Source organism: Staphylococcus sp. GDB20D11A (genome assembly GCF_016893255.1).
Taxonomy (GTDB): Bacteria; Bacillota; Bacilli; order Staphylococcales; family Staphylococcaceae; genus Staphylococcus; species Staphylococcus aureus.
Genome location: NZ_JAFEPJ010000017.1, coordinates 96,410 through 111,013 on the forward strand (window position 1 = coordinate 96,410; position 14,604 = coordinate 111,013).

Consider the following 14,604-nt stretch of genomic DNA (forward strand, 5'->3'; position numbering starts at 1 on the left):
TAATCAGCATTTTCTAATTTCTACTATTAAAAATAAAACTTAAGGTATTATGAATTAGTTTCACAATTATGGCTCATCTTAAATTATTAAAACCATCTTGTAACATGGTATAATATCATAATTGTTTCCAAAAATATGCTATAATTGTATACTGGATAATTTTAAATTTACAAATAAAACATAGAACAATAAATTGCTTTATAAAATAACGTTTTATTTTGTATCAATTCAACTATTGATTAAAATTGCTATAAATGTAACGACTTTGCGTCTTTATTTCTTTTATAATGCCGTAAAATAAGTTACACTTAAATAAAATTTTCAAACTAACGGAGGGTGGCTATTAATGGTTACTCAAAATAAAAAGATATTGATTATTACTGGCTCATTCGGTAACGGTCATATGCAAGTTACACAGAGTATCGTTAATCAACTTAATGATATGAATCTAGACCATTTAAGCGTCATTGAGCACGATTTATTTATGGAAGCTCATCCAATTTTGACTTCTATTTGTAAAAAATGGTATATCAATAGCTTTAAATATTTTAGAAATATGTACAAAGGGTTTTATTACAGCCGCCCAGATAAACTAGACAAATGTTTCTACAAATACTATGGACTTAATAAATTAATTAATTTATTGATAAAAGAAAAGCCAGATTTAATATTATTAACGTTTCCTACACCAGTTATGTCGGTACTAACTGAGCAATTTAACATTAATATTCCAGTTGCTACAGTGATGACAGACTATCGCTTACATAAAAACTGGATTACGCCGTATTCAACAAGATATTATGTGGCAACAAAAGAAACGAAACAAGACTTCATAGACGTAGGTATTGATCCTTCAACAGTTAAAGTGACAGGTATTCCTATTGATAACAAATTTGAAACACCTATTAATCAAAAGCAGTGGTTAATAGACAACAACTTAGATCCAGATAAGCAAACTATTTTAATGTCAGCTGGTGCATTTGGTGTATCTAAAGGTTTTGACACGATGATCACTGATATATTAGCGAAAAGTGCAAATGCACAAGTAGTTATGATTTGTGGTAAGAGCAAAGAGCTAAAGCGTTCTTTAACAGCTAAGTTTAAATCTAACGAGAATGTATTGATTCTAGGTTATACCAAACACATGAATGAATGGATGGCATCAAGTCAACTTATGATTACGAAACCTGGTGGTATCACAATAACTGAAGGTTTCGCCCGTTGTATTCCAATGATTTTCCTAAATCCTGCACCTGGTCAAGAGCTTGAAAATGCCCTTTACTTTGAAGAAAAAGGTTTTGGTAAAATCGCTGATACTCCAGAAGAAGCAATAAAAATTGTAGCTAGTTTAACGAATGGTAATGAGCAATTAACTAACATGATTAGTACAATGGAACAAGATAAAATTAAGTATGCTACACAGACAATATGTAGGGACTTACTTGATTTAATCGGTCATTCATCACAACCACAAGAGATTTATGGAAAGGTTCCTTTATATGCAAGATTCTTCGTTAAATAATTACGCTAATCATAAAAATTTCATTTTAATGCTTATTATCTTATTTTTAATGGAATTTGCGAGAGGCATGTATATCCTAAGCTATATTAATTTCTTGCCAACAGTTACATCCATTGCTGTAGCAATAACGTCTCTAGCATTTTCAATACATTTTATTGCTGATGCATCTACAAACTTTGTTATAGGCTTTTTACTGAAAAAATTCGGCACAAAAATCGTTTTAACGACTGGATTTATTTTAGCATTTACAAGTTTATTTTTAGTTATTTGGTTTCCAGCATCACCTTTTGTAATCATATTTAGTGCTTTGATGCTCGGTATTGCAGTTAGTCCTATTTGGGTCATTATGTTATCCAGTGTTGAAGAAGATAAACGTGGCAAACAAATGGGCTATGTTTATTTTTCATGGTTGTTAGGTCTATTGGTAGGTATGGTTTTTATGAATCTACTTATCAAAGTGCACCCAACACGCTTTGCCTTCATGATGTCTTTAGTCGTTTTAATTGCATGGATATTATATTATTTTGTCGATGTAAAGTTAACAAATTATAATACTCGTCCAGTTAAAGCACAATTGAGACAAATTGTTGATGTGACAAAGCGCCATTTATTGTTGTTCCCTGGTATTCTTTTACAAGGTGCCGCAATTGCTGCCCTAGTTCCTATATTACCAACATATGCTACTAAGGTTATTAACGTAAGCACAATTGAATATACTGTTGCAATCATTATTGGTGGTATCGGCTGTGCAGTTTCGATGCTATTTTTATCGAAACTAATAGATAACCGCAGCAGAAACTTTATGTATAGTGTTATTCTAAGCGGATTTATTTTATACATGATATTAATTTTTACTCTATCTATGATTGTTAATATTCACATCGTGTGGATTATCGCTTTAGCTATCGGTCTAATGTATGGCATCTTATTACCAGCATGGAATACCTTTATGGCACGATTTATCAAATCAGATGAACAGGAAGAAACTTGGGGTGTTTTTAATAGTATCCAAGGATTCGGCTCAATGATCGGGCCATTATTTGGCGGATTAATTACACAATTTACCAACAATTTAAACAATACATTTTATTTCTCGGCATTAATCTTTTTAGTCTTAGCTGTATTTTATGGAAGCTACTTTATAGCAAATAGAGAAAAAGCTAAGTAAGGTTAAAACGTATTTTAAAATAAAGAAAATGGTCATTTTTATTACATTCAATAAAAATGACCATTTTCTTATTAATTCAAACATACTACGATTAACAATACTATTATGTTACTTAAGCTAATTTAAACGTTTCAATAACTTTCCATTTATCTTCGTCATCGTCAAAACGTAACAAAGTTAATTCATCGATAATTTCTTTATGGTCTACCCCAGCTAATGCTACTTGACCAAAAATATCTTCGAATTCTTGGCTAGATAGTCCTTGTGCTATTGTAAAGTGTGGCACAAAAACATGTTCAGCTTCTCCATAGAAATCTTCTCCATTAAAGCGATTAAACAATTCTTCTAAGTCGTCCGTCTTCGCAACTTTAAAGTAAATCACATTGTTCGTTGGTTTGAAGCTAGAAGCTTTTGTAGCATGAACTTCTACTGCTGGTATACCATTAATACGAGCTCTAACCTGTTCAATGACAGAATCTAAATCACCATCTTCAATTTCAAATGGCGCTTTAATTGTCACATGTGGTTTAATTCGTGAATACTGTTTATCATATCTTTTACGGTAAGAATCCACCGCTTCTTGAAATGACTTTGATGGAATTAATGCTAATCCTAAAATCATCTGAATTCCTCCTTTGTTTAACCTATTGCTATTATATCAAATTTCTTTGAAAACCGTTACATTAAAAATAATTCATTATACATCTTTTGCAATTTCGACAAATTTAAATTAAATTAAACAGTAAAATCTTTTATAAATTATATTATAGACCAGACTATATGAAGACAATTCATACTAAATCTACTAATGTAAATTATTCATAAAGTTGATCATCTGTGTTTTTACTTAAAAAATACAATAATATATCTGACAGCAATGGTTTCCAATCTTTCCATTGGTGACCACCTTCAAATTCATCGTAATAATAAGTTATATTATATTTCTTAATTTGTTCAGCTAATTCTCTATTCGGTGTTAAGAAATCGGCACGCTTACCATTTGTTGGTAAAGTGAAATCTTTTTCATCTAGACCAATGACATGCCAAATTGTCAATTGTTCTTTATTAGCACATTGATTTAGCTTATCTAATACTTTTTCATCTGAATGTGGACTTAACATTGCTACACGACTAAAGATCGTTGGATAGGTCAACGCCGTTAATAAGGCAATACTACCCGCTAAACTATCCCCTACTAATAACCTTGCATTACCTACTTTCAGTGTAGAAAACGTCGAGTCAATAAATGGCAATATTTCTTTACCGACTGATTGAATAGTTAAATGAGAACGACTTCCTTGTGGATGAAATTCCTCTCTACGCTTATCAACGTCTTCATAATGGAATCCGACAATAATCGCATCATCAATACGCGCTTCTTTGATTAACGATTCATATGTACGTTGTATTCTCCCGAAACGTAAAAAATCTAATCCGTCAAAGCAAAGAATGACATTATATTTAACAAGTTGATTATAAGATTCTGGCAAATAAATACTTAGTGTGACATCTCTATTTAAAATATCACTATATAAAACATGTTTATTAATCTTTCCAGCTTTAAATTCCAACATAAAAAAGTGCCCCCTAGTAATTGTATTATTATTGTACCAAGAGACACTATATTTTAAAATTCAAATTTCTGAGCACCTAAAATTCTCAATACTTTTTCTTTTTTATCAAATGATCACTACATATACTATAAACAAAAGTAGATTACTTTTTGACACGTGCTTGTTTTAAACGTTCTGGATATGTCTTCAACCAAAAGACAGCATTAGGTAATTTATTCGGATCAGGTTGATAAACTGCATTATAACCGTTGCCTAAACGTTTCTTTTGAATTTCATAATCTTTTAAAGCATTTACGGCAGGCTTATGTAAAATCCAAATCGCAATGATATTTAACCAAGCCATTAGACCTACACCTAAATCACCGAATGCCCATGCTACATCAGCTGTTTTAACTGCACCGTAAAATGTAGCGAACAAAATAATCACACGTGCAATATTAATAAATACCGATGAAACTTGATTATTTTGATTACGCGTTAAATAAGCGACATTTGTTTCTGTAATGTAGTAGTACGACAAAATAGTAGTAAATGCAAAGAAGAATAAAGCAAATGCAATAAAGTACGAACCTACACCAGAGAAAGTAGGATCAAATTGATAACCACTGCCATGGAACGCTTTATCAATGCCGGCTTGTGCATACATCGCAGTTCCTGAATAATCTTTGCCTGTTGCATTTTCAACATAAATCCCACCGTCTTTAATTAAATGCGGTGTGCCATTCGCATTAACCGTACCATCAGTCACATTATATGTACCAGAAATAAGTATAATCAGAGCAGTTGCAGTACATACAAATAATGTATCAATATAAACTGAAAATGCTTGTACTAGACCTTGTTTACTTGGATGTGATACTTCTGCTGCCGCTGCTGCGTGTGGACCTGTACCTTGACCAGCCTCATTTGAGTATAATCCACGTTTAACACCAATCTCTATCATTGCGCCAACGATACCACCAAAAGCAGATTGTAATCCAAATGCTGATTTGAAAATTAATGCAAATAACGCTGGCACTTCTTGTATATTGATACAAATGATAATGACAGCCATTAGTATGTAAATAATTGCCATAAATGGTACAACGGCTGTTGCAACATTGGCAATACTACGTACACCACCAAAAATAATTAATCCCAAAACAACTACAACAATACCACCCATTAACCATTGTGGAACATGAATCGCATTGTGCATAGAACTTGCTATAGCGTTAGATTGCACACCAGGAAGCAACAGACCTACTGAGATAATCGTAACAATAGCAAAGATAATTCCGTAAATTTTACCAAATTTACCACCAATACCATATTCAATATAATACGCTGGTCCACCACGGTATTCATTATTTTCAACTCTCTTGAATATTTGACCAAGTGTAGATTCAATAAAAGCACTACTTGCACCTAAAAACGCAGTAATCCACATCCAAAATACTGTACCAGGTCCTCCTATAAATATTGCAGTAGATACACCGACAATATTACCTGTACCAACCCTGCCTGCTAAAGACATGGCTATCGCTTGAAAACTTGAAATACCATTAGGAGACTTCTCTCCTTGAAACATTAATCGAATCATTTCTTTAAAATGTCTAACTTGAAAAAATCGCATACGCAATGTAAATAGCACACCAGTAATTAGCAAACCATAAACTAATGGCTTACTCCAAACAACCTCATTTAAAAAGGTTACTAATTTTTCAATCATAAGATTCCCCCTATTGTTTAAACATAAAAATATTATACGATTAAGCACGAGACACTTCAATATATTTTTCAGAATATTCTTATAAATAATAATATGATCATTTCATTATTTAAACACGTTTACTATTAAAATAAGTTATTCATATAAATTGGTACTGCTTGATCCATTTGCAGACTTACGAGTCATTGAAAAGTCTCACAAACTATTGAAAGTAAATATCTTAAAATAGAAAGTGAATGCTTAATTTAAGTATATTTAAAAAATATTAACCTTTTTAAGCACTGCTATTTAGGATATACTAAATAATAACTAAGTTTAGAAAAATAGGAGGAACATCGTTTATGTTAAACAAGGTTTGGTTCCGAACTGGCATCGCTCTGATTATGCTGTTCATTCTCATCAAACTATTTATGGAAGTGCACGAAGTATTTACTCCAATAGCTACAATCATCGGTTCTGTATTTCTTCCATTTTTAATTAGTGGTTTTTTATTTTATATCTGTCTACCTTTTCAAAACTTACTTGAAAAAGTCGGTTTTCCAAGATGGGCTAGTATAACAACAATCATGTTAGCTTTGTTTGCTATTATCGGCTTAATTGTTGCGTTTGTTGCACCAATCATCATTTCAAATATCAACAATTTAATTAGTCAAACACCTGCCCTACAAAAAGAAGCAGAGCAAATTATTAAATTCGCACTAGCTCAAATGGATAAATTACCTGAAGATGTAACAAGTAGAATTACAAATATGGTTAAATCAATGGGTGATGGCGTTACTAATATTTTATCTAATTCATTACAGTACATTACATCATTAATTTCAACCATCTTCTTATTGATTATGGTTCCATTCTTCTTAATTTATATGTTAAAAGACCATGAAAAATTTATCCCAGCTGTTGCTAAATTTTTCAAAGGTGAACGTAAAGTATTTTTCGTAGATTTATTAACTGATTTAAACTTTACATTAAAATCTTACATTCAAGGTCAAGTAACTGTCAGTGTTATTTTAGGTATATTCTTATATATCGGTTATTCAATTATTGACTTACCATATATTCCTTTATTAGTACTATTTGCTGGTGTCGCAAACTTAATTCCTTTCTTAGGTTCATGGTTATCATTTGCACCTGCAGCAATACTCGGTATTATAGATAGTCCTACTACATTTATATGGGTTTGTATCATTACATTAATTGCACACCAACTTGAAGGTAATATCATTACACCAAATGTAATGGGTAAATCTTTAAGTATTCATCCTTTAACAATTATCGTTGTTATTTTAGCAGCAGGAGATTTAGGTGGCTTTACATTAGTTCTGATTGCAGTGCCATTATATGCTGTACTTAAAACGGTTGTTAGTAATATTTTCAAATACCGCCAACGCATTATTGATAAAGCAAACAGTAATGTTAAGGACTAATTCTGTGGATGTCTTTTAATAATATAAGATACTATCGCCTCAAAAGTTGAAACTACAGCTTTTGAGGCAATTTTTTGTGCATAAAAAAATCAGTCAGATGAAATATCAAATAATTTTCCATCAGTCCGATTATTATAAAGGCAAAAAAAAGCTTTGGTCACATATATAATAACGTGAACAAAGCTGTTGAATGATATTATTTAATTGCGTGGAATCCGCTATCTACATGAATATTTTCACCTGTAACGCCACTTGATAAGTCACTTAATAAGTAAGCCGCTGTTTTACCTACTTCTACTTGATCAACATTACGTTTTAAAGGTGCACGCTCTTCGATTTCTTTAAGAATTGTATTGAAACCACCCACACCTTTTGCACTTAATGTACGGATTGGACCAGCTGAAATTGCATTAACGCGAATATTATCTGGACCTAAGTCTAATGCTAAATATTTAACATTTGCTTCTAAGCTCGCTTTAGCAACACCCATCACATTGTAGTTTTGAACTGCGAATTCGCCACCTAAATATGTTGTTGCAACAATGCTACCACCTTCAGGCATTAATTTTTTAGCTTCATGAGCAACGATAGTTAGTGAGTAAGAACTAATGTCTTGAGCTAACAAGAAACCTTCACGTGAAGTTTCAGAAAAACGTCCGCGTAAGTCTTCCATATTAGCAAATGCGATTGAATGATATACACCATCGATATTGCCAACATCTTTACCAATTTGCTCAAAACCATTAATAACCTCTTCATCGCTTTGAACATCAATTTGATATAAGTGCGCTTCTGGTTGATTTAATTGTTCTAATAATTTTTCAAGCTCTTTACGGCTACGTTCTTTACGGTAAGTAAATACTAATTTAGCACCTAATTGATCTAAAACTTTAGCGACACCAAAAGCAATACTACGCTTATTAGCGATTCCCATGATGACATATGTTTTGTTTTCAAGATTTAACATGTAAGATAACTCCTTATAATAATTAATTTAACGGATAGAATATCTAATCCCAGTTTTAACTAACTTTTTATTCGTCAATACATTTTAACACTATTATGACTTTTTAATAAAGTTATTTAAACGTATTACAACGATAAATGTTTGATTTAGTCCTTTCTGTATCAAACTTGATTTACGTAAAAAGCATGTATTTATCAAAATCATATACATACTAGCATTTTAAAATCATTAATTTTACGTCGTACTAAAATACGTCTGCATTTTAATATCATTATTGTTAAAAATAAAATTCTAACTCTTGCTTCAATTCATCAACGTATTCTTTAGCACCGGTAACAATTAAGCGATCTCCATATCGCAATTGTGTATCTCCATGCGGAACAATCGACTCATTATTACGGATAATACGCACGAAGATGATGTCTCCTCCGAATGGGAAATTACGTAATTGAATATTTTCATATTTATAATTTAACATTTGAATTTCATATAGTGACGTTTCAACGTTACTTAATAAATTCAACATGTTAGGTGTTTCAATTAAACCTTTTAATAAGATTTTATTACTTAAGTAGCTACTGAAAATTTCAATACCTGAATCAACTAACTCTGTATCGTCCGTTGTGCTTTCAAGTCTGCAAATGACACGCTCAACTTGATGTGCTTTGGCTAATTTAGCAACTTTCCGGTTAATATCATCGTCATTCGTGGCACAAACAACTATGTCTCGGTCAAACAGACCTAGTCGTTCTAAAACATCTTGTTCATAATCAGCAATTTCTATCATCGTGATATCATCCGACAATTGACGACGATCACTCAAGTCTTTGCGATAATATAATGTCACGTCATATAACTGAGATGTTAAATTTTGCGCTATAGGAATCGTTAATTGATTTTTACCAATTAAACTAACTTCAATTTTACGGTTAAACTCATCTGGAACTGGAAACAGTTTTTTGAAAATAATCGGAACGAATACACATGTAATGACTGCGCTTAAAATTAATATACCTGACGTTTCAGCTGAAATAGCATTTAATCTTTCTGAAATTTTGGCTGCAGCTATCACGAGCGATAATGTTGATGTTAATAAAAATGCTGATGCAATCGTTGTTTTCATATCAAACCAACGTCGAATAAACATGACTGGAATTAATTTTGAAATGATAAATGCAACGATTAAAATCGGTATGATAATTAGTAATTTCGGTTCTTTAATTAATGAAGGTATGTTTAAATCTACACCAACCATTATAAAGAAAATAGGAATAAAGAACCCGTAACCAAATGAGTCTAACTTTTCAACCATTTCTTCATCTGGATTTAATAATGAAACAACGACACCTGCTAAGAATGCACCTAATATATTTTCTGCGCCAACTCCCTCTGCTAGGGCTACTAATAATATTATTAATGCAAACACCGCACGAATACCGATTTGCGTCGTACCATCCATCAATTTTTGTAAAAATGACATTCTTTTAAATTGAACACCTAAAATATATGAAATTGCTGTGAAAACAACTAATATACCTATTAACCATATTGTACTGCCGCCTTGACCATTGATTGCACCATAGACCGTTAATAAAATCATAGTTACTAAGTCCGCAAGTACTGCTACTAATAGGATAAATTGCCCTATAGTTGTTCTCATAATATTCATTTCTTTTAAAGTTGGAACAACTACGCCTAAGGAAATAGTTGAAATGATAATCACCATTAATAACACATCATCCACTAATCCAAGCCATTTAAATACATACGCTAAAAGAATCGAAATAATCATAATAAATGCAAATACAGTTAACGCTAGATTAAGATGCCCTGGAATTGAGGATTCATCATCATTTTGTCCTTGACGTGCGCGTTTATCTTTTTTAAAAGCTTTAAAATCAATTTCTAAACCACTTAAAAACATTAAAAAGATAAAGCCTAACGTTGATAAAATATTTAGAATTGAATCCCTTTCTACTATATTTAGAAATGAATTTCCAATCACAATCCCCATCAAAATTTCTGCAACAACAACTGGCAAGAAATTAATATTTAATCGATTGACAATTATTGGAGTTAAAAACGCTGCTAAAACAACAATAACTAAAGATAAAAACTCCATAACTCCTCCTTAAATTAAGTAAGCCATAAATGATGTAGCTAAACCAAAATAAATCAACATACTAATAATATCATTAATTGTTGTAATAAATGGTCCGCTAGCCACTGCTGGATCGATATTCAACTTATTCATCAATAATGGAATCATCGAACCTACAAACGTCCCCACCGTCATCGCACAAGTTAAACTTCCTGCAACGATTAATGCTAAAAGTGGCTGATGATATATTGCAACAATAATTGTAAATAATATTGTTGAACATACAACACCCGATAATACACCACTTCCCGCTTCTCTTAATGCAATTCTAAATTTACTTTGCTCATTAATTTCCCCTGTCGTAATGTTACGAACTGAAACGGCTAAAGATTGTGTACCTGAATTTCCTGACATACCACTAATAATAGGAATAAACGCTGCGAGTAGCGCTACATTTTCTAATGTTTTTTCGAATCTCCCTAAAATTGTCGCAGTAATCATTCCTAAAAATGTTAAAATAATCAACCATGGTAAACGCTTTAATGCTGTTTTAATGATTGAATCATTAGTCGAATCGATATCTGAAACCCCGGCTAAACGAGAGTAGTCTTCACTAGCCTCTTCATCCATAACGTCTAAAATATCATCAATCGTGATGATACCAAGCAAATGTTCTTGGTAATCTATAACAGGTACGGCCATGAAATCATAGTCTCTCATAACTTGAGCAACATCTTCTTGGTCGTCTGCTACATTCACACTAATGACACGTTCATTCATAATATCTTCAATATAAGCATCATTTTCAGCTACAATTAAATCTCTTAGCGACAAAACACCTACTAATTTACCATCATCATCAACGACAAAGATAACATAGATTGTTTCTGCGTCTGGCGCTTGCGCTTTGACCAATAATAACGCTTCTTTAACAGGCGTATGCGCTTTAAGTGATAAATACTCCGTCGTCATAATACCGCCGGCCGTATCCTCATCATAGTGAAGTAGCGCTTTGATTTCATTCGCGTCATCTTTATTCATCAATGTTAAAAGACTAGCAACTTTTGGTTTAGTCAATTCATTTAAAATATCTACTGCATTATCGTATGACATTTCTTCTAATATGTGACTAGCGTATGTCGCATTCATCTTATCAAATAGCAACTCATATTCATCGTCATCAATATCTAATTGATCAAAGAAATTTGCAACCTCTTCAGGTGATAAATATTGAAAAATCTTTTGTCTATTTTCATCGGTAGTATCTTCAAAATACTCACCTTGTTCATATGTGTGTAATGCTAGAAATTCATCTCTAAATTGATCAATATCATCATTTTCTAAGTATTGATCTAATAATGTCTCATCATATAATTCCTCTTGAACACGCTCTTTTTCATCTGTGTTCATTGACATACTTACACCCCCTGTGTGAATTAGAGTTGATTGAATAATTTAAGTAATTGCTTATAATCAATTGTAATATAAATATTGTTCTTATTGATTGGATGAACAAAATATATTTGCGTACATTGCAGTACTTGACCATGAATTTTATCATGAAAACCATCATACAAAGAATCTCCCACAATTGGATGCCCAATATGTTGAAAATGTACACGAATTTGATGTGTACGTCCCGTATGCAAATGAACTTTACACAAACTATATTTATCATTTTGATTTATTACTTCATAAGATGTTTTAGCGTATTTACCATCCGAGGCAACTTCTCTAGTTATAATACTATCCTTTGACCGTCTAATATTAGCTTCAATAATACCAGATGAATGGGTTTTACCATATACAAGGCAAGTATATATTTTTTTCAAGTTTCCTTTAGAAAATAAATGATGGATATGTCCATATTTAGCGAATATCACAATACCAGTTGTATTACGATCTAGACGGGTAACAATATGCGGGTTAATATTTTCACCATGTACCTGACAATGATATAGTACTTGTTCGATTAAACTTTCATGAGGATGTTCTCTCGAAGGTATACAATTTTGATTGTTTGGTTTAGTAACTATGATGATAAAAGCATCTTCATACAATACTTCTAGCTTACGAGCGTAAGGTATTAAATTAACACTCGGTATTTCTTGCGGTAAATGAATTTCTAATATATCATTTGGCATTAATTGCTTACGCACTGTGACTGGTTCATCATTAACAATTAAAGCGCCATTATTTTTAATGGCGCTCACTGTCTTCTTAGAAAAATCATGTCGTGCTAAAAAAGCTTTAACAGTTTCTTGTTGTGATATATGATACTTAAATTTCATCGTTCTTCATCACTTGATATGAAAGAATCGTGTACACGTTTCCAGAATGGGAATGGTCTAAAACGTGCAAACCTCACTTTTTCATTTGCTACACGGTATTGTATTGAATTAACATTTTTATGTTTGATACTAACATGATCTATCGTCATTCTAATGGTATCATGATTAACTGGTGATATTAAACATGTATGATGCTTTGGTAATACAAGTGGTGATCCTACCGTTCTAAACACACGATTATTTATTGAGGCAATTTCTGTAATTTGCATTGCTTCAAGTGAAGGATGTATCAGTGCGCCACCTAGCGCTTTGTTATAAGCCGTTGAACCCGAAGGTGTTGATACACATAATCCATCGCCTCTAAATCGCTCAAAGTGTTTCCCTCTTAAGTTAACATCCACAACAAGTGTTGAGCCATTTTCAGTTTTCATCGTTGCTTCATTTAATGCTAAATACCTTGTTTCATAGCCGTTGTCGTTGTATCTCATAATAATTTCAAGCAATGGATATTCAATGACCTGAAACTCTGAATTATTAATTTCGATGATTAATTTTTCAACTTCATGAGGTAACCAATCCGCATAAAATCCTAAATGACCTGTATGAACTCCAACAAATGCCACTTTTGATAACATGTGGCTATACTGATGGAATGCTTGTAGTAATGTACCATCACCACCAACTGAAATAACAATTTCAGGATTTTCACTATCCTCAATCATGCGAAAATCTTTCATATAGTTCATCATTTTATGCTTTAAGGCATTAGACTTGGAGTCACCTTTAGTTAAAATTGTATAACGCATGATTTATAACACCTCGTTAATCATTTTCATGTTTTTTAGAACGTTTTTGCGTGTAATATTTTTGAGCTTCCTGAATTTCATCTTTAATTTCAGACATCTCTTCATCAAGTAAATACGCTGCTTCTGCCGCTCTTTCCAAACGATGTTGAATTTCATCCGGATAAGCACCATCATATTTATATCGTAAAGTATGTTCAATCGTTGCCCAGAAATTCATTGCTAATGTACGAATCTGAATCTCAGCCAATATAAATTTTTGGCCTTGTAATGTTTCGATTGGATATTCAATAATGACATGATACGAGCGGTAACCACTTTCTTTAGTGTTACGAATATAATCTCGTTCTTCAATTACTTTAAAATCTTTTCTTTGTCTTAAAATATTGACGACAACATCAATATCTTCAACAAATTGGCACATCATTCTTAAACCAGCGATATCGTACATTTCTTCTCTTAACCTATCAAATGGTATTTGTCGTTTGTTTGCCTTATCTATAATACTAGCGATTGGTTTAACACGACCAGTAACAAATTCTATTGGCGACGCTTGTTCACCAACTTCATATTGTTTGCGCATGCCTTTAAGTTTCACTTTCAACTCATCAACCGCTTGCTTATAAGGTGTTAAGAACTGATCCCATTGATTCATAGTGCTTCACCCCGCTTTATTCAATGTCGAATGTTTCTTCAACGGTTGCAACAAATTCCTTACTATAATTATTATTTCCTTTTATGTTGTCTAAAATATAAGTAAGTTCTTGGTGGAATTCAGTCAATTCTAGTTCATCATTGATAATAATTTTTTTAGTCATGTTTTCATGCAACATCGTCCATGTTTCTTGTACGAAAATGAGATAAGCATACGCTTTACCATCATCTAATGTATACGCAAAGGCATAATTATCACTATCAACGAGCATTTGTCCTACTTCAGATAATCCTTTAATAGAATCTTCTGTATAACAATAAAGTGTGTCATCTTTAATTTTAATTTCATTAATATATAAACGCATGCTTAATCCTCCTCTTATTCC

Annotated in this window: 13 protein-coding genes; 3 read left to right on the plus strand and 10 right to left on the minus strand. The window is 32.2% G+C overall.

Features of this window, described 5'->3' with window-relative positions; translation table 11 throughout:
* Positions 1–346 precede the first annotated feature (346 nt).
* Positions 347–1,522 carry a diglucosyl diacylglycerol synthase gene (locus JV528_RS09920; RefSeq protein WP_000258650.1) on the plus strand — a complete coding sequence of 392 codons (1,176 nt, stop codon included), beginning with the start codon at positions 347–349 and terminating at the stop codon, positions 1,520–1,522.
* Positions 1,500–2,690, plus strand: a complete 1,191-nt coding sequence (gene ltaA, locus JV528_RS09925; RefSeq protein ID WP_001154218.1) for a lipoteichoic acid biosynthesis MFS flippase LtaA — start codon at positions 1,500–1,502, stop codon at positions 2,688–2,690. The genes JV528_RS09920 and ltaA overlap by 23 nt, the downstream gene beginning before the upstream one ends.
* 112 nt (positions 2,691–2,802) lie before the next feature.
* On the opposite strand, the gene JV528_RS09930 is transcribed toward ltaA, so the two are convergent.
* From JV528_RS09930 to JV528_RS09940, 3 genes are all read right to left on the minus strand, one after another.
* Entirely contained in the window at positions 2,803–3,312 is a 510-nt protein-coding gene (locus tag JV528_RS09930; RefSeq protein ID WP_000600387.1) for a YjcG family protein, read from the minus strand.
* A gap of 193 nt (positions 3,313–3,505) precedes the next feature.
* On the minus strand, positions 3,506–4,264 hold the full coding sequence (locus JV528_RS09935) for an esterase family protein (protein WP_000889178.1): 759 nt from the start codon (positions 4,262–4,264) through the stop codon (positions 3,506–3,508).
* A 142-nt stretch (positions 4,265–4,406) separates the two neighbouring features.
* Positions 4,407–5,975 carry an alanine/glycine:cation symporter family protein gene (locus tag JV528_RS09940; protein ID WP_204177204.1) on the minus strand — a complete coding sequence of 523 codons (1,569 nt, stop codon included), beginning with the start codon at positions 5,973–5,975 and terminating at the stop codon, positions 4,407–4,409.
* 341 nt (positions 5,976–6,316) lie between these two features.
* Here JV528_RS09940 and cozEa point away from each other — a divergent pair, with 341 nt between their 5' ends.
* Positions 6,317–7,402: a lipoteichoic acid biosynthesis protein CozEa gene (cozEa, locus tag JV528_RS09945; protein WP_000933105.1), complete on the plus strand. Its 1,086-nt coding sequence runs from the start codon at positions 6,317–6,319 to the stop codon at positions 7,400–7,402.
* Positions 7,403–7,598: 196 nt separating this feature from the next.
* On the opposite strand, the gene fabI is transcribed toward cozEa, so the two are convergent.
* From fabI to JV528_RS09980, 7 genes are all read right to left on the minus strand, one after another.
* Positions 7,599–8,369, minus strand: coding sequence for an enoyl-ACP reductase FabI (fabI, locus tag JV528_RS09950; protein WP_000933195.1), 771 nt, complete (start codon positions 8,367–8,369; stop codon positions 7,599–7,601).
* 277 nt (positions 8,370–8,646) lie between these two features.
* On the minus strand, positions 8,647–10,491 hold the full coding sequence (locus JV528_RS09955; protein WP_000395153.1) for a monovalent cation:proton antiporter family protein: 1,845 nt from the start codon (positions 10,489–10,491) through the stop codon (positions 8,647–8,649).
* Between the two features lie 9 nt (positions 10,492–10,500).
* The gene (mgtE, locus tag JV528_RS09960) at positions 10,501–11,886 is read right to left on the minus strand and encodes a magnesium transporter (protein WP_000062402.1); all 1,386 of its coding nucleotides are present in this window, start codon (positions 11,884–11,886) and stop codon (positions 10,501–10,503) included.
* A gap of 20 nt (positions 11,887–11,906) precedes the next feature.
* Entirely contained in the window at positions 11,907–12,761 is an 855-nt protein-coding gene (locus tag JV528_RS09965; protein WP_065315591.1) for an RluA family pseudouridine synthase, read from the minus strand.
* Positions 12,758–13,567 (minus strand): NAD kinase, encoded by an 810-nt coding sequence (locus JV528_RS09970; RefSeq protein ID WP_001270834.1) that lies wholly within the window; start codon positions 13,565–13,567, stop codon positions 12,758–12,760. Before JV528_RS09970 ends, JV528_RS09965 begins: the two co-directional genes overlap by 4 nt.
* A gap of 16 nt (positions 13,568–13,583) precedes the next feature.
* On the minus strand, positions 13,584–14,219 hold the full coding sequence (gene yjbM / locus JV528_RS09975) for a GTP diphosphokinase (RefSeq protein ID WP_001077683.1): 636 nt from the start codon (positions 14,217–14,219) through the stop codon (positions 13,584–13,586).
* 16 nt (positions 14,220–14,235) lie between these two features.
* Positions 14,236–14,583, minus strand: a complete 348-nt coding sequence (locus JV528_RS09980) for a UPF0738 family protein (RefSeq protein ID WP_204254829.1) — start codon at positions 14,581–14,583, stop codon at positions 14,236–14,238.
* Positions 14,584–14,604 lie beyond the last annotated feature (21 nt).